Raw genomic sequence first — 22,664 nt, 5'->3', positions numbered from 1 at the left:
ATCTGGAAACCAGCCGGGTCGAAGCGTCCGGCACGCCGCAAGCGCGCACCATCAGCACCCAATGGCACTCGACTTTCAGCTTGCCGGTCAGAATCGCCGAGCCGAAGCGCGTGACGACTTATGCCTACGATGCATCCGGCAATCTGTTGAGCAAGACCGAGCAAGCGACCAGTGATGCGACTGGCGCGCAAGGCTTGGCGCCGACCGTGACCGGCAGCGCCCGTACCTGGAGCTACACCTACAACAACCTCGGTCAGCTACTGACCGCCACCGGCCCGCGCACCGATGTCGCCGACAAGACGACCTATGCCTACGACAGCAACGGCAATCTGAGCACGATCACCAACGCCGTCGGCCAAGTGACGACCTTGTCGAACTACGATGCCAATGGCCGCGTCGGTAGCATCGCCGATGCCAATGGCGTCACCACGCAACTCAGCTACAGCCCGCGCGGCTGGCTGACCGCCAAGAGCGTCAGCGCCAACGGCACGACCGAAACCACCAGCTACAGCTACGACGGCGTCGGCCAGCTGACCCAGGTCACGCTGCCGAATGCGTCGACCGTCAACTACAGCTACGACCTGGCGCACCGCTTGACCAAGATCGCCGACAGTCTCGGCAACAGCATCGTCTACACGCTCGACAACATGGGCAACCGGATCAGCGAGCAAGTCAAAGACCCGAGCGGAAGCCTGGCACGTCAGACCAGCCGCGTCATCGACGCGTTGAACCGCTTACAACAAATTACCGGAGCCGCGCAATGAGAGGGCGTTTCACTTTGAATCAACAGCGCATCAAGACCATCGTCGGTGCCGTCTTGTTCACGCTGGCTGGCGCGTCAGTCGCGCAGCAAAACACGACTACCAGTTATGAATACGACGCGATGGGTAATCGGACCAAGATTACCGATCCGTTGGGCCATGTGACGACGCAAAGCTACGACACGCTGGGCCGCCTGATGCAGCAAACGCAACCGGCCCCGACCGCTGGCGGCAGCAGCCCGACCATCAGCTACAGCTATGACGGTCAGGACCAATTGAGTACAGTCACCGACCCGAGAAATCTGGTCACCAGCTACAGCACTGACGGCCTCGGCAACCAGACCGCGCTGACCAGCCCCGATACCGGCAGCACTGGCAAGACGTTTGATGAAGCCGGTAACTTGAAGACCCGCACCGACGCCCGCGGCAAGACTACCAGCTACAGCTACGATGCGCTGAATCGGCTGACCCGGATCGACTACGGCAGCGGTGCCGCGACCCAGTTCGAATATGACGGCGGCGCGAGTGGTGCGCAAAATGCGAAAGGCCACCTGACGCGGATGATCGACGGCTCGGGCCAAGCCAGCTACGCGTATGACGGCTTCGGCCGCCTGCTGAGCAAAGTCCAAACCATCGGCAGCACAGCCAGCACCACCAGCTATACCTATGGCAGCAGCGGCAGCACGGTCGGCAAACGCACCAGCATGACTTATCCGAGCGGCAACCGGATCAACTACGGTTATGACGCCGCTGGCCGCGTCAATAGCCTGAGCCTGAACCCGACCAATGCCAGCGGCGGCGGCACCAACAGCGGTAGCAACATTGCGCTATTGACCGGCATCGGTTATCAAGCGTTCGGCGCGGTCAATGCCTGGACCTGGGGCAATAGCAATGCGTTGAGCAGCAGCACTTACGCCCGTGGCATCGACCTCGACGGCCGCATCACCAGCTATCCGCTCGGCGACCTGCTGAACAACGGCACCAATCGCAGCGTCAGCTACGACGCCGCCGGCCGGATCGTCAGCAGCAGCCACATCGGCAGCGGCACCGGCAGCAACGCCCCGGCCAATTACAACCAAGGCTAAGGCTATGACAACCTGGATCGGCTGACCAGCGTCACCGGCAGCAGCGGCGCCAACAACCAGAATTTCCAATACGATGCCAGCGGCAACCGCACTCAAGCGACGTTCGGCGGCAGCACTTATGCCAACACGATCGCCGCCAGCAGCAACCGGCTCAGCGCGACGACCGGACCAGCGCCAGCCAAGAGCAACAGCTTTGATGCCGCCGGCAATTTGCTCAGCGACGGTAGTATCAGCTACACCTACAGCGACCGTGGCCGTATGATCAGTGCGACCAACGCCGGCAATACCGTCAGCTACAGTCATAACGGCCTCGATCAGCGGGTGCAAAAACAAGGCCCGGCAGCGATCGTCGCAACCGGTAGCAACAGCTATGTGTATGACGAAGCTGGTCATTTGATCGGCGAATACGACGCCAATGGCCAAGTGATCGAAGAGACGGTGTATCTGGGCGACTTGCCAGTAGCGGTGTTGAAACAAACGGTGACCGGCACTGGCGCGAATCAAACCACGGCAACGAATGTGTACTACGTTTATGCCGACCATATCAATACGCCCCGGGTGATTACGCAGGCGACCGACAACCAGATGGTGTGGCGTTGGGACAATGCCGATCCGTTCGGCTTGCAGCCGCCGGATGAGAATCCAAGTGGGCTGGGAGCCTTCATGTACAACCAGCGCTTTCCGGGACAGCTGTACGATAAAGAGACCAATAATTTTTACAATTACTACCGGGACTATGATCCGCAGCAGGGGCGGTACGTCGAAAGCGATCCGATTGGGATAACAAGAAATTACGATATCCCTGAATTGGATGTCGCTATCTCGCTTGGTCTTCCTGTTATTACAGAAGCGCAGGGACTAAATCATTTATATGGATACGTGGATCAAAATCCATTGAGCTATATGGATTCTTTTGGACTGGCTGGCAATGGTGGTGTTGGTAATTCTTCTGGTATTGGCACAAATACCCCTTATAAACACTGTAGAGAAGATCCCAAGGATCCTAACTATATTATTTGCAAGGATCCAAATGGCAAAAAAGTACGAAAGAAAAAGCCAGCCGATTGGCCAAAAGAAACGAAGAAGGAAATGTGTGGACCTATTTGCCAAAATGTAGTGGGCGGGATAATCGTAGGAGGGTTAATAGTGGGAGGGATGTGTATTGCTGGCCCACCAGGTGCTGCTATTGGTGGAGCAATAGGACTTTCTGCTCAATAGTTAAGCCGAAAACTTTTCTTTAAGGTTGAACCATTATGAATTTCAATGCGCATAAAGTTCCTGATGATCAGAGCATAACGGAACACAACTTATTTGAGCGGGCTAACCAAGAATGGGATGCCGGCAATGTCGAAAAAGCGTTTGAGTTGTTTAATTTGGCTGCCAGCGAAGGTGATACATATGCTCTGAATAGCATCGGCTACTTTTTTGATCATGGCATCGGTATGTCGAAGGACCGGGAGAAGGCTTTGTCCTGGTACAGGAAGGCTGCCAAAAGTGGTGACTCGTGTGCATACTCGAATATAGGACTTGTGCATAGAGATTCAGGCAATATCAGGCGAGCGAAATTTTGGTTGTCTAAAGCCGTAGATGAAGGAGATGGAGATGCAGCGCTTGAGCTTGCAAAGCTTCATCTCCAGGGGCCGAGTAAGAGAAGTCGCGAACTAGCTATGAAATATCTCCAGGTGGCTTCTAAATCAGACTCCATCACTCAAGCAAGTCGTGAAGAAGCTGAATTGCTACTAAAAGACGTAGCCAGAATTTGAGATGACAACCTCCGCCAAAACTGCCACCAGCTCAAAAGCCGGACTGTGACACCGTCTTTAGCGTTTGTAAGGCGGCAGTGCAGCAAAGCTCCCCGAACATATATTTACGAGCGCTAGGGTATTCTTCCTGCTTAACAGCATATGCAATATGCAAGAAAGTCATTGGCGGAGGCCATCATTGAAAACAATCTATCCAAGCAAGAATTTTCTGACTGATGCGCGACGAGCCCTCAACGCGCATGAAATTTTCGAAATTTCGATTAAAGGTGATTGGAGGGGACGGATGCTTGCCAAGGAGGTAGGGGAATGGCTTCCATTTGACGAAGTTGAGTTGATAAAAAAAGGGACTTGGAAAGCACCATCAGTTTGGTGCGGTTTGTTAATGATGTTGCTACACGCGACGCATTACATGGCATTGTCGGCAAATTATGAAATGCGAAGTTCGGTAGACGGAGACTCTGTCGTCATAACATATTTGCCATTGTAGGTACAAGGCGCAACTCGGTATCCGTGCAAGCACCTTTTTCTATAGGTGAATTTCAGCCAGAATTTGCGATGACAAAACGCGGTTGGGCTTGTTGGTGCTGAGCTTGCGAAGCTCAACATGAGCGGACAATATCCTTGTATCTAGAATACGAAAGCCACCCTCTCCGATATCCACGGATTGGGTGGCTTTTCTTTCAAGCGCGGGCTTGCGCCATTGCCAATTTTTTCCGCACTTCTTGGGGAATGGGTTGATTGAGATGGGCGAGCATGGAATGTTGGGCTTCATTACATTCTGCCCAACCTACACGCTACAGAAAATCATTTACCCGGGCCAGGCCCAAGGAGTCGATAGTCATGAAGAAAACATTGCAAGAGATAAATGTATTGCTAGTCGCTCGATACAATTTACTCGGTGATTTTAGTTTTGAGCGGAACTCCGAAGATGAAGTTGGTTGCGTCAATCAGGGCAATTTAATACTCACAATGATTGATCGTGACGGGGCTTCTGTGCGGCTAAAATTCTTTGGGGTACGTAATGTGGAAATTAGAACAGGACCATTTATAAATATGAGTATCGTTGGATTGTCTATTGAAGATATGAGCAACGATCAATGGCCTGATGTTCGAATGAGAGTCACCTCTGAAGATGAGCACGCATATTTATCGTTCTATTGTTTTGATGCGGATGTGATTTCTGATTAACGCGGTAAGGCTTGTATGTTGGGCTGAGCTTGCGAAGCCCAACATGAGCTGACTACATCCGCTTATTTCGAATAGAAAGCCACTCTCTCCGATATCCCCGGAGTGGGTGGCTTTTCTTTCAATCGCGGGTTTGTGCCATTGCCTATTTTTCCGCGCTTCCCCACAGATTTTTTGTAGGGTCGTTGAGCTAACAGATTAATGAGAATTGTGGTTTCACCAAAAGCCGCGAAAATGGGGACTGCCCCACCTCAGACCTCAGCCAACTCACTCAACAGCCACTCGCGGAACTTGATCACAGCCGGCTTGCTGGCATTTTTCTCGGGATAGGTCAGGTAATACGATTGCGGGCTTTTGACGGCGAACGGGAAGGGCACATGCAATTGGCCCAGCGCAATTTCGGCTTCCACCAAAAACTTCGGCATCAGCGCCACGCCCAAGCCGGCGGCGGCGGCCTGGATCACCATCGACAATTGTTCGAAGCGGGGGCCGGACAGCGCATCCGGGCAGGCCACGCCGACATGCGCGAACCAGTCTTGCCAGGCTTGCGGCCGGGTGGTGTGCTGCAACAGCGTCATGCCGGCCAGGTCTTCGATGCGGCTGATGGTCTGGCTTAAGGCCAGGCTGCATACCGGCACCACTTCTTCGCCCATCAGGCGCACCATCATCGCCCCCGGCCAATTGGGTTCGCCGAAGTGGATCGCGGCATCCACCTGTCGCTGGTTGAAATCGAACGGCAGCACTTCGGTGCTCAGGTTGAGGATCACGTCCGGATGGGCTGCCGTGAACTTGACCAGGCGCGGAATCAGCCATTTGATGCCGAAGGTTGGCAGCGTGGCCAGCTTGAGCACCCCGGCCGAATTCTTGTGCGCCATCACCTGGAAGGTGGCCAGCTCGATTTGCTTCAGGATGGCCGATACCTGGCTCGCGTATTCGGTCCCGGCTTCGGTCAGGATCAAGCGCCGGTTGATGCGCTCGAACAGCTTGACGCCCAGGTAATCCTCCAGGATCGCGGCCTGCCGGCTGACCGCGCCCTGGGTCATGTGCAACTCGTTGGCGGCCTTGGTAAAGGAAAGATGACGCGCTGCGGTGTCAAAGGCAATCAGGCAAGAAGTCGAGGGGATGAATCTGCGCATTTTTCGGGTAACGGTAATAGGGCTTGCTGTCAGGCAAGCACTATACCAAACGCGAGATCCATCAGTCTGCCGATGTGGCGAATCAGGCATATTTCCTCATCAATCGGGCCCGGCTACTGCGCAGACATGAAGCGCGTCGCGCCCAGCAGCCGCTCAGGGTCGAAAGCGGCTTGCATGCCGGCCGCCAGAGCTTGTTGTTCGGGGGCCGTGTAACGGTCGTAAAACGACTGGTTGAACGGTCCGACGCCGTGCTCGGCGCTGAAGCTGCCGCGATATTTGCGCACTGCCAGATCGTAAATCTCCTGCCGCAGGACAGCGATCCGTTCTTCCGAGCAGACCTCCATCAGCGCTTGCGGGACGACCAGGTTGAAATGCAAGCCGCCATCGCCCCAATGACCGAAATCAAACACTCCGACCCCGGGATAGCCGCGCCCGACCAGCGCCACCGCCTCTTCCCGAAATGCCGCCAGCCGGGAGCGCGGCACCGCGATGTCGAACGCGATCACTTTGCCTTCGTGGCGCACGCTTTCGCTGATCGCATGACGCAGCCGCCACAACACCTCCGGCTTATCAATCACCGCATCCAGGATCAAATCGCCGAAGCAGGCTTCCAGCCACGCGCCGAATAATTTTTCCAGATCGAAGTCGGCGCTGCGCGGGCGGGCGCTGCTTAATTCAATCAGGAAGGCATACGGCGGCAATGGTTCGAACGGCGCCTGCATGCCCGGCAGGTGGCGCAGCACGGATTGCATCGCATTGTGCGAGATGCCCTCGAAGGCCGTCAGGAAATCGGAGAAATGGCGCTCGGCGTCGCGCAGCAACAGCAAGCCGGCCTCCGGCGAAGCCGGCACCACCAGCGCGGTGGCGCACTGCTGCGGCAGCGGATGCACCTGCAACACCGCTTGCGTGACGATGCCGTAAGCGCCGCCGGTGCCGATGAACCATTGCTTCCAATCCGGCCCGGTATTGTTTTTGCGCAGGCGGTTGGTCAGGTCCAGCCGCTGGCCGGGCGGGTTCATCAGCAGCGCTTCCAGCCCCAGCACGTTATGCCGCACATCGCCGTAGCGAATCAGGCGCGCGCCGCCGGTATTGGCCGCCAGCATGCCGCCCAGCGACGGATCGGCGCCGAGGTCGATCGGAAAGCACAGCCCATGCGGCGCCAGCGCCTGGTTCAGATCCGACAGGCGGGTGCCGGCATAAGCCTGCACCACGCGATCGACCGGGTCGATCTCGACGATGCCCTTGATGCGTTCCATGCTGAGCACCACATCGCGGCCGGAGCGATCCGGCGACGCCGCGCCGACCAGGCCGGTATTTGCGCCTTGCGCCACGATCCTGATCTTGTCCCGGGCGCACAGGCGCAGCAGCTCCGCCGCTTCCTCGACATTGGCTGGCCGTGCGATGCAAGCGGCGCTGCCGTTGCCGTAGCGCGCCCCGGATTCGTAAGGCCGGCGCGCATCTTGGTCGATCAAGCAGCCTTGCGGTCCCAGCAATGCCTCAATAGCTTGAATGACTTGCTCCATCTCAGGCGTCCACCAGTACGGGTGGCGCGGCAGCGGCTGTCATTTTGAAAATGCCCTGGGCATTGCCGCTGTCGAAGCTGAGATCGAGCTTGTCTGTCTGTGTGTCCTCATCCAGATAACGCTCGCGCGAGATGAATTCATAGAATGAGCCGGGCACTTGCATCTCGACCGGCGTGCCGTCTTCATCCTGCATCATGCGGGTCACCGGGCAGGCGCGGAAGGCGGTCTGGCGCACCCGGCCGTTACGCGACACCTCGATCGCGTCCTTGATCGGCCGCCCCAATTGGCGCTGGGCGTCGGCCACCGCCGCCACATCGGCCACGCGGTCGGTGGCGTGATTGAAGGCGTTGCCTTCGGTCGAGATCCACGCCATTTCAGCCGATTCGGCCAGCAACGTCCGGTACTCGGCGATCGTCGGCAGAGAGTGCTGGCGGTCAAAACAGCGCACCAGCACCGGCAACAGCGCCAGCGCCTCGGTCCCCGCCAGGCTCCGGTGCGTGCTCAGGTGCTGCAACAATTGTTTTGAATGGGCGTCGAGCGGGTCTTGCGAAGTCGCCAGGATCTTGTTGACGGTGGTCTGGAAGGTTGCGGAAAAATGATGCGGATGCAATTCGCTGACAAAGAATTGCGCGATGTCCTCCGGCGCATCTTCATGCGCATAAGCGCGGCCGGTCATGCTGAGCCGCTGCAAGGGATAAACCCCGTTCAGGCGATAGCCCAAGGGCCGCAGGATGCGGGTAAACGCCGCTTCGCCGGCCGGCAACATGCCGGTGCTGATGCCGAGCACAGTCCGCAACGCGCCGTGATCGAAGCGCACCTTGCTGCCGACGCGCACCGCGTCCGCCACGTAGTCATTCCCATGCGGGACAGCTTTCAACAATTTCTCGAACAGCAGCATATTCAAAGCCTGCGCAATCTCGATCCGCGACACCGCATCCGAGCGCGGCCGCAGCGTGCTTGGCGGGACGTGCAGCACATCAAACAATGGCATGGAATGCTCGGCGCCTGGCAGGGATGCCAGCATGAAATGAAGATTGGTGGAAGGCATGCGTGCTCTTTCGGTAGGACGAAAGGCGCAGTGTAAATTTGAATCGGTAGCCGACAAAACCATGAATATTGATGCGTTCATGCGTTTTACTCATGTTGCCGCGCTTTTGTTGGGCTTCGCCTTCGGTTCAATCACAATCTACGCGGACCACAACGCGTAACCCGCACAAGCAACAAGAAGTAGGTCGGAAAAGCGCAGCGTCTTCCGACGGCGAGAATCGCACCAGCTGGTCAAGCCCTTGGCTTTTTTTCAGCGGCGCACCGGATGTCGGAAGACGCTGCGCTTTTCCGACCTACGCGCTATGGCGTACGGTTTGCCTTTGAGAAATAATTCGGATCAGTTAATCTGCACGCTTCGCATAAAGCAGGTCATACAGAGTGTTTCGAAAATTTACCAAGCTAACGTTGGCGGCGTTGTTCGTACTCGGCGCAGGTTCAATCACCTATTATTTTTTGCTTCAGGACGGATCCAGGCCAAGCGGCTCCGGCTGGCTGACGCAAACGCTGGCGCAAGAAAGCACCATGCCCACCGACTTCGCCTGGGCCGCACAGATAACAACCGTAGCCGGCGACGGCACTCCCGGCGTGCTTGACGGCACAGCGCTGCATGCGCGCTTCGCCGATCCCTTTGGCCTTGCCGTTGACCGCCAAGGCAATCTTTATGTCGCCGATGCCGGCAACAACAATCGCATTCGCAAAATCACGCCTGACGGTGCGGTCACGGCGCTGGCCGGCGCGCAGGAAGGCTTTGCCGACGGTTCGGCGGCAAGCGCCGCTTTCAACACGCCATCGGGCCTGGCGATCGATCAAGCCGGAAATGTCTTTGTCGCCGATACCGGCAACAACGCGATTCGCAAAATCACGCCGGAAGGAGTCGTGACGACTGTCGCGGGTAACGGCAAGGCCGGCTATCGCAATGGCCCGGCGAGCGGCGCGCAGTTCAACGGCCCGGTAGGGGTGGCCGTCGATCAGCGCGGCAATGTGTATGTGGCCGACACCTATAACGACCGGATTCGGGTGATTGGAGCAGATGGCCAAGTCAAAACCCTGGCCGGCGGCGACCGGCCGGGTTATCAGGACGGGCCGGCGGCCGATGCCTTATTCGATACGCCGTGCGCCTTGGTGGTCGATGCGAAAGGCGATCTATTCATCGCCGATACCAAAAACAGCGCTATTCGCAAATTGACCGGCGCCGGCGAGGTGACAACGATAGCCAGTTCGCCGCCGAAAGACCGCGAGGCACTATTGAAAAGGCCGCAGGGACTGGCATTGACGCCGGACGGCTTCCTCTACGTCGGCGATACGGCACGCGGGCGCATCTTGCAAATTTCGCCAAGCGGCGAATTGCGCGGACTGACCGGCATCGGCATCGACGTTGCGATCGGCGACGATACGGCAGCACGCTTGAAAAGTCCGACCGGCATTGCGCTGGACCGCAGCGGCGCATTGTATGTGGCCGACGCCGCCGATTACATGGTGCGAAAAGTAACGCCGAAAATGCCGGCGACCGGCCTGCCAACAACCGCACACACCGGTGGCGCTGCGCTGCGGTCATCGCCGCAATCGTCGATTCGGGCGGCGCAGCCTGCGTCATTCCCATGGCCGCTCAAGCCGCAAAACAGATGGCATGAAATCGTCGGCACGATGGGAGAAGTGCGCGGCAACTATGACGGCGAAAGCCGCGATCATTTTCATAGCGGCGTCGACGTGCAAGCCGCTATCGGCACACCGGTGCTGGCCGTGGCCGACGAAAAAACCAGCAGCGTGCTGCCCAACTGGGGCTACGGCGGCTTGAGCGAAGGCCTCGGCATCGACACCATGACCTACATTCACATGCGGGTCGGCCGTACCGAAAAAGATGAGCCGATAGACCCGGCGCGCTTTATCGTGCTCAACGATAACGACGGCAAGCCGATGCGGGTGCGCGTCAAGCGCGGCACTCGATTCAGCGTCGGCGATGCGCTCGGGACCGTCAATCGCATGTATCACGTCCATCTCGAATACAGCCCCGCCGGTGCGGAAGTCAATCCGCTCACATTATCGTTCCCCGGATTCAAGGACCAGCTGCCGCCCCGCATCGAAGACATTCAACTCTTCGATCGCGCCGCACGGAGATTGAGCAAAAAACGCGGCGGGCGCCTGCTGGTGCAGCGCAGCCTGGGAGACTTCAGCATCGTGGTTGACGCCTACGATCAAATGGACGGCAATGCCGCCCGCCGCCGCCTGGGTTTATACAAGCTCGGCTATCAAATCCTGCACGCCGACGGAACCCCTGTGCGCGGTTTCGAACAAGCGCTGGTCAACCTCGAATTCAATCGCCTGCCGCCCGATCGCGAAGCCGTCAAGATTGCTTACGCCGACAGCAGCGGCGACACCGTGCACAGCAGCGGCGCCACGCGCTTTCTTTATGTCGTGACCAACACGGTGCGCGACGGTCGCGCAAAAACCGGCAGTTGGCGCGCCGCCGATTTGCCGCAAGGCGACTACCTGATCCGGATTTTTGCAGCCGATTACGCCGGCAACCAGGCGATCAACGATCGTGATTTGCCCATCACGGTTGAATGAAATTCACGAACGCGTTTTCCAAATTAATAAAATCATTTCAGCAAGGAACAACAATGGCGTCAGCCGATTACACCAGAAACGCCCGCGTCGATTTTCTGCGCGGCGTCGCCATTTCCTGCGTGCTGATCTTGCACTTCGCGCTGGCTTATGGTCTCAAGGACAGCCCGCTTGGCACGCTTTTGCCCCTGGCGTTGCTGAAGGCGATTGCATACAACGGCAACTTCGGCGTCACCATGTTCTTTGTGATTTCAGGATTTTTGATTACGTCGAACTCGCTGGCGCGCTGGGGCGATTTGAAAGACATCGACGCACGCACCTTCTACCTGTTCCGTTTTGCCCGCATCATGCCCAGCCTGCTGCTGGCGCTCGCCGTCATCGTCACGCTGGGCTGCCTGGACCTGCCGTTTTTCGACAATAGCGACGGCGACCTCCAACGGCCTGCTTCCTACTTCCTGATTGCGGCCGGATCGGTGCTGACCTTCTGGCACAACGTGCTGATGCAATCGACCGGCTATTTCAACTACTGCCTCAATATTTACTGGTCGCTATCGGTTGAGGAGGTGTTCTATCTGGCGCTGCCGTTGGCGTGCATGCTGCTGCGCCGAACTTGGCTGATCGTCGCAGCGTGTGTCGCGGCCATTGTCATCGGCCCGATTTATCGCAATCACCACACCGACAATGAAATCTTCTTTATGTACGGCTATCTGGCCTGCTTCGATGCCATCGCCTTCGGTTGCCTGACCGCCTTGCTGGCGCGCCGCGTCAAGCTTGCTGCCAACTACGGCCGCGCACTGCGGCTGATCGCCGGCATCGCGCTGGCCGCGGTCTACCTGCGCGGCATAAGCGGCCACGAGATATTCGGCTTCTCGCTGATCGCCGTATCCAGTGCCGCCTTTTTGCTTGGCGCGGCCAACGATCGCACGACCGGCTGGAGCACCGGCCGCGTGAGCAGCACGGTACGCTGGCTGGGACGGCACAGCTATGAAATCTACCTGTTCCATATCATCGTGCTGGGCCTGCTGCGCAATGTGTTGAGCAAAGAGCAGCTGGGCTATGGCGCAAGATTGCCGTGGCTGCTGTTATTTCTCGGACTGTCGGCGCTGGCCGCTGCGCTGGTATCGCGCTATGTCTCCGAGCCGGCCAATGCGGTAATCCGCCGCCGCTATCTTGCCAGGCGCCGGGCGCATGAAGCGTTCAATACGCCGCTGGCCTCCAGCGTGCCCGATGTGAAATGAGCTATTCGGATAATGCTTACCTTATTTCTTGCCGCGTTTTGAAATCAGCAACTCAAGCGTTTGCAATGATCTTTCGAGAGCATCATCCGACAAAGCCGCATTGCCGAAATTGGACAGCCACAATATCCACTCCTGGGTCACCCGGCATTCCGGCTCCGTCAGCAAGGTCCAGCGCGGCAAGAAAAAATCGTCCCACCATTCCGGCTTGGGGCTCCTGTCGAGCATGGAGACAATGCTGCCGACCACAATAAGATTCGGCTCGTTATCGTCAATAGTGGCTTTGAAGATCCCCGGCAAATAAAAGCAAAAAGCCAGCGGCGATAACCAGCAAATGACATCGAAATACTGCTCCCACTTTTCGCTCGTCACTTCCCGCCAGTCCAGGCGAGAGATGGCGAGAACATCATCCAGTTCTGCGTCGCTAAGTTGTTTGGAATCGGTCAATACATCAGGCCGGACGCGCCAAGCAAAGGCATCCTCTATAGCCGGCAGTAAGTCCATCGAAATACTCCCTCAAACAGCAAAACTTGATTGTCCTCCGGCACAGCCAAAAATGGCAGAACGCCAATAATTGCCGTAGCACCCGAGAACGTTTGTAGTCGCCCGGTCCCTGCAGTATTGGGGACCGAGTTGCACGTAGCGTACTGACCGCGCAATGCGGTTTAACCGCACGTTAGGAGCTCGCAATGAGTAATAGTAAGAAACCCGTCCATCCCCACCCATCCCCGCTACAGCAGATCTTCAACCGTTCTCGTGGTTGGACCAAGACCTGCGCAGCGATCCAGCGACGCAATTCATCGCTTTTGTGCTCGACATGAGCCAAGGCATTCATCTATGTCTGTCGGCGCTGCATGCCAACCATCTGGCCCAAGAGCACGGCGACCCCGCCTGTCCGCCACTGCTGAACGCGTTCGATATCGACGTGAAGCTGCGCTGGATGCTGGCCTCTACCGGCACGATGGCGGAACAGGCCCAAGCCATCATTGATTACCTGAACGAGTTGATTGCCAGGCAGCGCAAAGCCTAGCCGCTGACCGCCACCGTCGGTAGGGCGGATGAGCGCAGCGTTATCCGCCGTTTTGGATGCGTCAAGCACTTGTGGTACATCAAGCGGCGGATAACGCTACGCTCATCCGCCCTACGGTAGTCCGGCGGGTCGCCAACGATGCTAAACGTCGGCGTCGCCCCAAATAGGGAGCGTCGCCGATCTTCTGAAGGTCGACTTTGAACTTCGGAAGCAGGCCATCGACATGCAGAGAGTCGCGATCGGACATCCGGGGATAGCCTCCAGCGCCGTGTCACCCCCCAAATAGAAAAACGACCCGGGCGCATATGCGGCCGGGTCGTTAAGGCGAAATCAAAGCGTTATACCGTTCAAGTCACTAAAAAGTCCCTGGGTCGAACGGCATCAGGGCGAACCCTGTCTTTGTTATTCACTGCCAGGGAATTACTTGGCTGGTGCTGGTGCGACTGCTTCTTTCGCGTCGACTTTAGCTTCGTCGGCTTTTGCTTTTGCCTTCACTACTTTGTGATGGGCTTTGACCTTGGTCTTTTCTGCGCCAGCTACTTCTTCTTTCGCGCCGGCAGTTGCGCTGGCTTCCTTGGCTTCAGTCTTGACTGCAGCTTTGGTTTCTTTGACTTCGGCTTTAGTCACTTCCTTGCTTTGTTTTACTTCAGCTTTTGCCACTGGAGCGGTTGGAGCAGGAGTCTGTGCGAATGCTGCGCTAGCGAACAAGCCGACGATCAGTGCGGAGATTGCGTTTTTCATGGTGTAGTCCTCAAGTGAAGTTGATTAAGTGGGTTAATTCCCGTGTCGCTGAGTGAAAAACGCCGGGCCTCGACGATGCGTTGACGGGTATTACATCCGCTTACCGGGTATTACACCTGCTTACAAACGGCGCTGCATGCTCAGGCACTCATACTCTTTTTGCTGCGGTCTTTAACCGGATCACAGCTCTCTTCCTTTGTCGGTTTTCGTTCCGCAAAGAGTTGAAAAATCAGGGTTTGCGGTTCTTGAATGTGTCGTGCAGAGACAGGCCGCTATTGGTAATCAGGTCATCAACCTTCCAGCAATTTCCAGCGCCCTCTCTTTTGAATTTCAACGTCGCGTGCCGTGGCGAATAATGCTTGTCGTCCACGGTGAATCTGAAATTAAAGCGCACCGTTGATGCAGTCGGTGTCAGATGCAACACCTGGTATTCGAATGGCGGTTTCGCGGCGCCGTCTTGTGCGTCATCCCAGGGGTCGGCATCCAATGTGCAGGTGTCGTCTTTCTCTCGGCACCGATCTTCATGGTCGACTGCTTTTAAAAATGACGAATGAATGAGCTGGCGTGCATCGGCAGATGGCTTTTGATAGAACTCCCTATGCTTGTCGTGAAGATTTTTTGCAAGCTCTATTGGTGAGTCGCTAAAGCAGGTGGCGTAAGCGCCCGTTGTGTAAATGGCGGCGAACAGTAGGGCGGCGATTGTTTTCATCGGTCTGGCTTTCGCGATAAGCGGGTTCACAGGATGGGGGTTCGGTAGCGCGGAAAAAAACAGTAATGTACCGGACTGTTCCCATTAATACTTGGTGATTCGCTGCTCAAGTGCGATGCACATGGCAGGTCAAATTGATGCGATTACCCGGACCAGAATGTGCAACGTGTCGGGCGGCAGAGCGCGGTTGGGCTGAAAAATCCAACGATAGGGGACTAGCGGGCGTAAATCGTAATGAAAAACGACCCGGGCGCATATGCGGCCGGGTCGTTAGGGTGAAACCTGTCTTTGTTATTCAGCGCTAGCCAATTACTTGGCTGGTGCTGGTGCCGGTGCTACAGCTTCTTTTGCGTCGACTTTAGCTTCGTCGGCTTTTGCCTTCACTACTTTGTGATGGGCTTTGACTTTGGCTTTTTTCGCGTCAACCTTGGCGCCGGCGACTTCTTCTTTCGCGCCGGTAGTTGCTGTAGCTTCCTTGGCTTCAGTCTTGACTGCAGTTTTGGTTTCCTTGACTTCGGCTTTGGTCACTTCCTTGCTTTGTTTCACTTCAGCTTTTGCCACTGGAGCGGTTGGAGCAGGAGTTTGTGCGAATGCTGCGCTAGCAAACAAACCGACGATCAGTGCAGAGATTACGTTTTTCATGGTGTGGTCCTCAGGTGGTTAATTAAGCGGGGCAATTCCCGTGTCACTGAGCAAAAAACGCCGCGCCTCGACGATGCGTTGACGGGTATTACATCCGCTTACCGGGTATTACACCTGCTTACAATCTGCACTGTCGGCTCGATCGCGTTGGGCTTTGCAGCCCAACCTTTCTTACTTCAATAACCGATGGCCGAACCGGACGGCCGCCGCACGTCGTTGGAACCATAGTAGAAACCAGGCCGCACCTTGCCCGATACCGCCGCATCGTTGCCGGAGCTGGCCGAGGTGGCGACGCCCGCCGCGCCCGGCAAGCCGATCATGATCAGCTCCGCCGCGCCCCAGGGCGTTTGCTCGGTCATCTTGTAGCCCATGCCGGCCAGGACTTTCAGCGTGTCAGGCGACAGTCCGCGGGTTTCGTAATAGACCTCGTCCGGCAGCCATTGATGATGGATGCGCGGGGCGTCGACCGCTTCTTGCGGCGTCATGCCGTAGTCGATCACATTGAGCGCGGTTTGCAGCGTGATGCTGATGATCCGCGAGCCGCCCGGCGAGCCGAGCACCATGAAGGTTTTGCCGTCCTTGGTAACCAAAGTCGGCGACATCGACGACAGCGGCCGCTTGCCGGGGGCGATCGAGTTGGTCGCGCCTTGCACCAGTCCGTACAGGTTCTTGACGCCGACCTTGACGGTGAAGTCGTCCATCTCGTCGTTCAAGAAAAAGCCTGTGCCCGGTGCGATCACAACCGCGCCGAAGCGGCCGTTGACGGTGTAGGTGGTGGATACCGCATTGCCGGCCTTGTCGACGATCGAGTAGTGGGTGGTTTCAGGCTTTTCGTGCGGCTCCATGCCGGGCTGCACCTCGGATGATGGAGTGGCTTTGTCGGCGCTGATTTTGTCGCGGATGGATGCTGCGTAGGATTTGCTCAGCAGGCGCTCCAGCGGATTTTTGACGAAAGCCGGGTCGCCGAGGAAGGTGTTGCGGTCCATATAGGCATGCCGCATTGCTTCGCTCATGTAATGGATCGAGGCCGCCGAGTGGTAGCCGAGCGCCTTCATGTCGTAGCCTTCCAGTGTGTTGAGGATCTGGCACATGGTGGCGCCGCCGGAGCTGGGCGGCGGCGCCGAGACGAACACGTAGCCGCGGTAATCGCAGGACAACGGGGCGCTTTCGCTGATTTTGTAGCCGGCGAAATCGGCTGCGGTGATGATCCCGCCGCCGTTCTTGGAGGCGCGTTCGACCGCTTTTGGAATCGCGCCTTTATAGAAGGCGTCGGGGCCGCGTCGGGCTATCGCTTCCAATGTTCTGGCGAGGTCTTTTTGCACCAGCCGGTCGCCCGGCTGCAACGGCGTGCCGTCGCGGCGCAGGAAGATTCGGGCGGCTTCCGGATCTTTTTTGAAGCGTTCGATGGTGGTGTCGAGAATGTCGGTGTCGCCGCGATTCAGGATGAAGCCGTCGCGCGCCAGCTTGATCGCCGGCTGCATCACTTGCATCCGGGTCAGCTTGCCGTATTGACGGTGTGCGCTGTCGAGTCCGAGCACGGTGCCCGGCACGCCGACCGCCAGATAGCCGTACAGGCTGGAGTCGCTGATGACCTTGCCTTCGGCATCCAGGTACATATTGGCGCTGGCCGCGGCCGGGGCTGTTTCGCGGAAGTTGATGAAGGTGTCGCGGCCGTCGGCCAGGTGGATGGTCATGAAGCCGCCGCCGCCGATATTGCCGCAGCACGGATTGACCACTGCCTGCGCATAGCCGACCGCTACCGCGGCATCGATCGCGTTGCCGCCTTTTTTGAGGATATCGACCCCGACCTGCGAGGCCAGATGCTGCGAGCTCACGACCATGCCGTTTTGCGCCTCGACCGCTGGCAGCGATGCGGCCTGTACGTTGCCCAGCAAGACCAGCGCGAGCGCTGATGCGGCCAACGGTTTTAACAACCAATGTGTATATCGCATATCTTCTCCCTTTCGTTAGGTAAACAGCTTGCCTGTATGTTTTTGCGCTACTGCGCGCACGACGACATAATGAGCGCAGCAATTATTGCATTCTCTTGTTGATCCGGCATGGGGTTTCCCGATATCGGTTTGTGTATCATCTGCTTCGTGCTTGCTCTCCTGATGCGCCGCATGTGTTTGACGTATCTAAAACGGTGAAAGTCGCTGCGCTTTTCCACCCTACAACGCCCTGGTAACCCTATGCCCATCCCTCAAATCGATTCCACCCACGATGCCGCTCTGTCCGTTGCCCTCGATGCGGCGATCAACAATAAGACCAAACCGCTCGGCAGCCTCGGCATGCTGGAGCCGCTGGCCAAGCAGATTGGCTTGATTCAACAAACGCTGGCGCCACAATTGCTCGCACCGGCGATCCTGGTTTGCGCCGGCGACCACGGCATCGTCGCGGAAAATATTTCCGCGTATCCGCAAAGCGTGACCTGGCAAATGGTGGAGAACTTCCTGCGGCAAGGGGCGGCGATCAATGTTTTTGCGCGCCAGAACGGTTGCGCGCTGCATATCGTCGATGCCGGGGTGAATCATGATTTCGGGCCGCGCGAGGGCTTGATCGATCTTAAAGTGGCGCATGGCACCCGCAATTTCGCGTGGGAACCGGCGATGACGATGGAGCAGTGTCTCGGTGCGATGCAGCACGGGATGGCGCTGGCCGGATCGCTGGAGGGCAATGTGCTGGGTTTCGGTGAAATGGGGATCGGCAACACGACGGCGGCCGCCGCCATCATGCACAAGCTGACCGGGATTGCGGTCGGCGACTGCGTCGGCGCCGGCACCGGCTTGGCGGCTGACGGCATTCGCCACAAGCAGCAGGTGATCGAGGCTGCAGTCGCCCGGCACACCGCGGCGAACACGGCGCTGGAGGTCTTATCCACCTTTGGCGGCTTTGAAATCGCGATGCTGGTCGGCGCCATGCTGGGTGCGGCGCAACGGCGCATGGTGCTGCTGATTGACGGTTTTATCGTCAGCAGCGCATTGCTGGTGGCGGCGCGCTTGCAGCCGGCGATTCTCGATTACTGTGTTTTTTCGCATTGCTCGGACGAACATGGGCACCGGCGCATGCTGCAGCATCTGGCGGTGCGACCCCTGCTGCAACTTGATTTGCGGCTGGGGGAGGGGACCGGTTGCGCGCTGGCATTGCCGTTGCTGCAGGCGGCGGTCAATTTCCTGTGTGAGATGGCGACTTTTGCCTCGGCCCAGGTCAGCGGCAAGATAGCCTAAGGCCATGTTGCCGACCATTATTTCGCCGCTGCGCTGGGGCCATTGGGGACTGCGCCAGCTGCGTCTGTTTTTCATCGCGCTGCAATTCTTTACGCGCCTGCCGATTCCGCGTTGGGTCGGGTTTGCGCCGGAGTGGCTGCAGCAAGCGCCGCGTTATTTTCCTGCGGTCGGGCTGGTGGTGGCTGCGGCGACGGCGCTGGTGTATGCGCTGGCGGCGTGGATCTGGCCGCAACCGGGGCAGTTGCTGCCGGTGCTGCTGTCGACCATTGCCGGTATTTGTCTGACCGGGGCTTTGCATGAGGATGGCTTCGCCGATGTCTGCGACGGCTTCGGCGGCGGCATGACTGCGCCGCGGGTGCTGGAGATCATGCGCGACTCGCGGATCGGTGTTTACGGGGCGATCGGCATCGGCTTGCTAGTGGCGTTGAAATGCCTGTTGCTGGCCAGCCTGCCTGCGCCGCAAGTGCTTGCGGCTTTGCTGGTGGCGCATCCCTTGTCGCGGCTGGCGGCGCTGGCGCTGATGTGGCGTCTGCCTTATGTGCGGCAAGAGGGCAAGGCGCAAGCGCTGGTGTCGCCGATGTCGTTTGCCACCTTTTGTTGCGGCGGGCTGACGGCAGCGATCCCGCTGCTGGCCGTCGGGCTTGGCGGCTGGCTGTCCTGGATCAGCATTGCGCTTGGCGTGCTGGCGGCGACGCTGGCAACGGCATGGCTGGCGCGCATGTTCGTGCGGCGTATCGGCGGCTATACCGGCGACTGCCTGGGAGCGGTGCAGCAGCTGACGGAAGTCGCGTTTTATCTGGCCTTGTCGGCCGTCGCCGGTCGTTGATTTGCCATTGAACTGCCATCCCCATGCGCCTCTATCTGGTCCGTCATCCACCGCCGCTGGTCGCCGCGAATACCTGCTACGGCAGTACCGATCTGGCCGTTGCCGCCGAAGAACAGGCGCGCGCCTTGCAATCCTTGAGTGCGCTGCTGCCAAGAAAATGCCCGCTGTTCTCCAGTCCTCTGCAACGGTGTGCGGGATTGGCGCAGGACTTGGCCGAGACGTTGGCCTGCGCGCCGGTTAGGTACGATGCGCGGCTGGCCGAGATGCATTTCGGCAAATGGGAAATGTGCGCATGGGACGCTATTGCCCGCAGTGAAATCGACGCCTGGGCCGACGATATGGCTGGCTACCGGCCCGGCGGTGGTGAGAATCTGTTGCAGATGGCGCAACGGGTTTGCGCCTTTTATGATGACTTAAGGCAGTCGCGGCACAAGCGTGCCATCGTGGTTTGCCATGCGGGCACGATACGTTTGCTGCTGGCTTGTCAGTTGGGCTTGTGTTTGGCCGATGCGGCGCTGCATGCGGCGCGTACGCCGCACAGCATCGGCTATGGGGAGTTGCTGGTGGTCGATGCTTAAAGCCCCTAATCTCCAATATTGCCGAGCTTGCCAATATTGGAGCAGGTTTTTAGAGGTGTCTCCATGTCATCGCGTTTGGCACTGCACCCCGACTTTTTTGAACGCCGCCGCCGCATCCTCCGACTTGTACCCCCGACCTTGCGTCGCATTCAATACGCCGCAAACACCTTGCTGGAAAGTGCTATCCGGCATCCAGTAGTACAGGTTCGCATCGGCAAATACTTCAAACGCCTTGCGCGTGTTCCAGCCGCTTGTCTTGGCCAGCAGATAGAACGCTTTGTTGTAGACGCCGCTGCTGTAATGGACCTCCATACCTTCGCGGTATTTCGACGCGTGATCGATCGATTTACCGTCTTTCGGCGGGTTGTTCATATAGCGAAGAGCTCCCGCTCCTTTCTTGATTTCGCGGCCGCTTTCCCAATCGTCGCGCCCCGTCAGGTAATACTTGGACGCGGCGCCGGCAATATCGGAAAACGCCTCGTTCATGCCGCCGGACTGACCGTCGTAAATCAGCCCCGAATACTGTTCGGTAAAGCCATGGCTGAGTTCGTGAGCCACAACTTCAAGCGCCGATGCCAGCGGATAAAAACGAGTAGCGCCATCGCCGAAAGTAGCGGTGGAGCCATCCCAAAATGCATTGTCTTGGTCGTCCAGATAGGGATGTACCCGTATGTAAAATTTGCGTTTCGTCAGCGGTCGCATTTGTAGCCAGTCCAGATACATATTGAATGCCACCGTGCCGAAATAATGCGCATCGTTCAATGGCGAATAGGCGCCGTTGACCGGTTTGTAATTATTGCTGGGGCACGCAAATTGATACGGAGTGCGTGTCTTCCCCTGTTCCGGGTCATTTTTCATATCGATTGTCACGACATCGCCACTGTCCATCCGACAGTCGTTCGTGACTCTGAGCGGCCCATATTTCGTGCCTGGACCATACCAGTACCACCCCGTTTTCTGATTGCCGCCTGGGCCATAACCGTTGGCACGAGGGAGGCCTTCCCATTGTCTGAGTACTGTGCCCGTATTGGCATCGATGACGAAATGAGGACGCTCCGGTCTGGCGCCAGGCATGAAAAACGACACGCGATACACCAATTGCGCCACGTTGTTTTTATCAAGCTTGATAACCAATTCGACCATGTCGTTTTCAGTAGCGTAAGCAGACGCCCTCAGGCTTTTAGCCTGCGCCAGCACTTGCTCGGAGGTCAGCGCCGGCTTGCTTGACGGCAGATCGTTCGCGATGTCGGCAATGAAGCGCCCCCTCAACCGGGGAGCGCCGGCGGCGGCAGATCTCACCGTTGCCGCCGGTTTTTGTTCAACCAGCGCTTCCCCCCACACCGGTACGCCCTGGTAGTACTGCTGGTAGCGGGTTACCGTCGTGCCATTGGGCAGCGTGGTACTGCGTAGCGGTTTCAGGTCGCTTACGTTAACGCCCGGTAAATTTTTAAGACCGCCATTGTCACTGCCGCCATAGGCGGCGCGCGCCTGCGGCATTGCGGCGACATCGATAGGGGTGGCGGCAGATGCCAAAGTCGGCAGCAGACAGGAGGCGCCGAGAACGGCGAATGAACGAGATGCAAAGCTGTGTTTGATCGTAGACATAGATTCTCCTTGAGAGATTGGCAAACAGATGCCTCGTCGGCTCATTAAGTCTAGTAATTTTGTTGACTCATTGTTATCAGATGGCTCTGATTCCTGTATGAGGTGAATCTGATCATGGAACATAGCGTTATGCGCCGAATGTGGAGCACAATGAACGGCGGATGGCGCTACGCTTTTCTGTCGCGTAGCGCCGAAGAGCCGGGTGGGTGCAGCTTGTCAGTTCTTTCTTCGGCACCTATACTCTCCCGGCAGTTGAACGGGGCCCCAGCCGCTTCTGCCAGGTATGCCATGAACAAATTCAGTAACGAAGAGATCGCTGCGGTCTACAAGGTGATTGCCGAACGGCGCGATATGCGGCATTTTTTGCCCGACCCTATCGAACCGGAATTGATGACGCGCCTGCTGCACGCGGCACACCTGGCCCCCAGCGTCGGCTTCATGCAACCGTGGCGCTTTATCCGCATTACCGATCCCGCCTTGCGCGCCGCCATCCACCAGCTGGTCGAACAGGAACGCATCAATACCGCGCATGCGTTGCATGAGCGCGAAGACGAATTCATGCGCTTGAAAGTGGAAGGCGTGCGCGAGTGCGGCGAGCTGCTGGTGGTGGCATTGATGGATAGGCGCGAGGAATATATCTTCGGCCGTCGCACGCTGCCGGAAATGGATCTGGCCTCGGTCTCGTGCGCGATCCAGAACATCTGGCTGGCGGCGCGGGCCGAAGGCATCGGAATGGGCTGGGTATCGCTGTTCGATCCCGAGCAGCTGCGCTTGCTACTGGATATGCCGGCCGGCGCCAAGCCGATGGCGATCCTGTGCTTGGGTCATGTCGAAGCGTTTTATCCGAAGCCGATGCTGGAACTGGAAGGCTGGGCCACCCGGCACAACCTGCAAGACCTGGTGTTTGAGAATAGTTGGCGTCACGATGACAATCGCAATCCGGAAGCGACCTGAATGCAAATCCTTACAAAGAACGTTAAACAAAATGACAGGCGCTGCGCCTCGATGC

The 22,664-nt window shown here is 57.8% G+C and carries 22 protein-coding genes and 1 pseudogene; 13 read left to right on the top strand and 10 right to left on the bottom strand.

The window, feature by feature from the left end; translation table 11 throughout:
* The 5 genes and pseudogenes from ACFPM8_RS12050 to ACFPM8_RS12030 form a co-directional block, all read left to right on the top strand.
* A pseudogene (locus ACFPM8_RS12050) lies at positions 1–764 on the top strand (hypothetical protein); the annotation flags it as partial.
* Positions 761–1,846: an RHS repeat protein gene (locus tag ACFPM8_RS12045; protein WP_378997792.1), complete on the top strand. Its 1,086-nt coding sequence runs from the start codon at positions 761–763 to the stop codon at positions 1,844–1,846. The pseudogene ACFPM8_RS12050 and the gene ACFPM8_RS12045, both read left to right, overlap by 4 nt.
* A 12-nt stretch (positions 1,847–1,858) precedes the next feature.
* Complete coding sequence (locus ACFPM8_RS12040; protein ID WP_465263050.1) at positions 1,859–3,064, top strand: RHS repeat domain-containing protein; 1,206 nt, start codon at positions 1,859–1,861, stop codon at positions 3,062–3,064.
* A gap of 35 nt (positions 3,065–3,099) precedes the next feature.
* The gene (locus ACFPM8_RS12035; RefSeq protein ID WP_378997790.1) at positions 3,100–3,609 is read left to right on the top strand and encodes a tetratricopeptide repeat protein; all 510 of its coding nucleotides are present in this window, start codon (positions 3,100–3,102) and stop codon (positions 3,607–3,609) included.
* Between the two features lie 178 nt (positions 3,610–3,787).
* Complete coding sequence (locus ACFPM8_RS12030) at positions 3,788–4,096, top strand: hypothetical protein (protein WP_378997789.1); 309 nt, start codon at positions 3,788–3,790, stop codon at positions 4,094–4,096.
* A gap of 39 nt (positions 4,097–4,135) precedes the next feature.
* On the opposite strand, the gene ACFPM8_RS12025 is transcribed toward ACFPM8_RS12030, so the two are convergent.
* Positions 4,136–4,381 carry a hypothetical protein gene (locus ACFPM8_RS12025; protein ID WP_378997788.1) on the bottom strand — a complete coding sequence of 82 codons (246 nt, stop codon included), beginning with the start codon at positions 4,379–4,381 and terminating at the stop codon, positions 4,136–4,138.
* 68 nt (positions 4,382–4,449) lie between these two features.
* Between ACFPM8_RS12025 and ACFPM8_RS12020 the strand changes: the two genes are divergently transcribed.
* The gene (locus tag ACFPM8_RS12020; RefSeq protein ID WP_378997787.1) at positions 4,450–4,797 is read left to right on the top strand and encodes a hypothetical protein; all 348 of its coding nucleotides are present in this window, start codon (positions 4,450–4,452) and stop codon (positions 4,795–4,797) included.
* Between the two features lie 248 nt (positions 4,798–5,045).
* On the opposite strand, the gene gcvA is transcribed toward ACFPM8_RS12020, so the two are convergent.
* The 3 genes from gcvA to ACFPM8_RS12005 form a co-directional block, all read right to left on the bottom strand.
* Positions 5,046–5,930 (bottom strand): transcriptional regulator GcvA, encoded by an 885-nt coding sequence (gene gcvA, locus ACFPM8_RS12015; RefSeq protein ID WP_378997786.1) that lies wholly within the window; start codon positions 5,928–5,930, stop codon positions 5,046–5,048.
* Positions 5,931–6,043: 113 nt separating this feature from the next.
* On the bottom strand, positions 6,044–7,453 hold the full coding sequence (locus tag ACFPM8_RS12010) for an FAD-binding oxidoreductase (protein WP_378997785.1): 1,410 nt from the start codon (positions 7,451–7,453) through the stop codon (positions 6,044–6,046).
* Between the two features lies 1 nt (position 7,454).
* Positions 7,455–8,501 carry a DUF1338 domain-containing protein gene (locus tag ACFPM8_RS12005; RefSeq protein ID WP_378997784.1) on the bottom strand — a complete coding sequence of 349 codons (1,047 nt, stop codon included), beginning with the start codon at positions 8,499–8,501 and terminating at the stop codon, positions 7,455–7,457.
* Positions 8,502–9,022: 521 nt separating this feature from the next.
* Here ACFPM8_RS12005 and ACFPM8_RS12000 point away from each other — a divergent pair.
* Positions 9,023–11,065, top strand: coding sequence for a gluconolaconase (locus ACFPM8_RS12000; protein ID WP_378997783.1), 2,043 nt, complete (start codon positions 9,023–9,025; stop codon positions 11,063–11,065).
* 53 nt (positions 11,066–11,118) lie between these two features.
* Positions 11,119–12,300 carry an acyltransferase family protein gene (locus tag ACFPM8_RS11995; RefSeq protein WP_378997782.1) on the top strand — a complete coding sequence of 394 codons (1,182 nt, stop codon included), beginning with the start codon at positions 11,119–11,121 and terminating at the stop codon, positions 12,298–12,300.
* A gap of 21 nt (positions 12,301–12,321) precedes the next feature.
* On the opposite strand, the gene ACFPM8_RS11990 is transcribed toward ACFPM8_RS11995, so the two are convergent.
* Complete coding sequence (locus tag ACFPM8_RS11990; protein ID WP_378997781.1) at positions 12,322–12,801, bottom strand: hypothetical protein; 480 nt, start codon at positions 12,799–12,801, stop codon at positions 12,322–12,324.
* Positions 12,802–13,057: 256 nt separating this feature from the next.
* Here ACFPM8_RS11990 and ACFPM8_RS11985 point away from each other — a divergent pair, with 256 nt between their 5' ends.
* Positions 13,058–13,327, top strand: coding sequence for a hypothetical protein (locus ACFPM8_RS11985; RefSeq protein WP_378997780.1), 270 nt, complete (start codon positions 13,058–13,060; stop codon positions 13,325–13,327).
* Between the two features lie 420 nt (positions 13,328–13,747).
* Here the strand turns inward: ACFPM8_RS11985 and ACFPM8_RS11980 are convergent, their stop codons facing one another.
* The 4 genes from ACFPM8_RS11980 to ggt form a co-directional block, all read right to left on the bottom strand.
* On the bottom strand, positions 13,748–14,068 hold the full coding sequence (locus ACFPM8_RS11980) for a hypothetical protein (RefSeq protein WP_378997779.1): 321 nt from the start codon (positions 14,066–14,068) through the stop codon (positions 13,748–13,750).
* 229 nt (positions 14,069–14,297) lie between these two features.
* Entirely contained in the window at positions 14,298–14,777 is a 480-nt protein-coding gene (locus tag ACFPM8_RS11975; RefSeq protein ID WP_378997778.1) for a YqhG/Tai3 family protein, read from the bottom strand.
* Between the two features lie 309 nt (positions 14,778–15,086).
* Positions 15,087–15,419 carry a hypothetical protein gene (locus tag ACFPM8_RS11970; RefSeq protein ID WP_378997777.1) on the bottom strand — a complete coding sequence of 111 codons (333 nt, stop codon included), beginning with the start codon at positions 15,417–15,419 and terminating at the stop codon, positions 15,087–15,089.
* Between the two features lie 176 nt (positions 15,420–15,595).
* Positions 15,596–17,260: a gamma-glutamyltransferase gene (ggt, locus tag ACFPM8_RS11965; protein WP_378997799.1), complete on the bottom strand. Its 1,665-nt coding sequence runs from the start codon at positions 17,258–17,260 to the stop codon at positions 15,596–15,598.
* A 351-nt stretch (positions 17,261–17,611) separates the two neighbouring features.
* Here ggt and cobT point away from each other — a divergent pair, with 351 nt between their 5' ends.
* From cobT to ACFPM8_RS11950, 3 genes are read left to right on the top strand one after another with little or no spacing between them, the layout of a single operon-like run.
* Complete coding sequence (gene cobT / locus ACFPM8_RS11960) at positions 17,612–18,646, top strand: nicotinate-nucleotide--dimethylbenzimidazole phosphoribosyltransferase (protein WP_378997776.1); 1,035 nt, start codon at positions 17,612–17,614, stop codon at positions 18,644–18,646.
* A gap of 4 nt (positions 18,647–18,650) precedes the next feature.
* Positions 18,651–19,472: an adenosylcobinamide-GDP ribazoletransferase gene (locus ACFPM8_RS11955; RefSeq protein WP_378997775.1), complete on the top strand. Its 822-nt coding sequence runs from the start codon at positions 18,651–18,653 to the stop codon at positions 19,470–19,472.
* A 23-nt stretch (positions 19,473–19,495) separates the two neighbouring features.
* Positions 19,496–20,050: a histidine phosphatase family protein gene (locus ACFPM8_RS11950; protein ID WP_378997774.1), complete on the top strand. Its 555-nt coding sequence runs from the start codon at positions 19,496–19,498 to the stop codon at positions 20,048–20,050.
* Positions 20,051–20,116: 66 nt separating this feature from the next.
* Here the strand turns inward: ACFPM8_RS11950 and ACFPM8_RS11945 are convergent, their stop codons facing one another.
* Positions 20,117–21,778 carry a M4 family metallopeptidase gene (locus ACFPM8_RS11945; protein ID WP_378997773.1) on the bottom strand — a complete coding sequence of 554 codons (1,662 nt, stop codon included), beginning with the start codon at positions 21,776–21,778 and terminating at the stop codon, positions 20,117–20,119.
* Between the two features lie 165 nt (positions 21,779–21,943).
* Between ACFPM8_RS11945 and bluB the strand changes: the two genes are divergently transcribed.
* Entirely contained in the window at positions 21,944–22,609 is a 666-nt protein-coding gene (gene bluB / locus ACFPM8_RS11940) for a 5,6-dimethylbenzimidazole synthase (RefSeq protein ID WP_378997772.1), read from the top strand.
* Positions 22,610–22,664 lie beyond the last annotated feature (55 nt).

This window comes from Paraherbaspirillum soli (genome assembly GCF_042654985.1).
GTDB lineage: Bacteria > Pseudomonadota > Gammaproteobacteria > Burkholderiales > Burkholderiaceae_D > Paraherbaspirillum > Paraherbaspirillum soli.
This window is presented reverse-complemented; position numbering and strand designations above follow the sequence as displayed.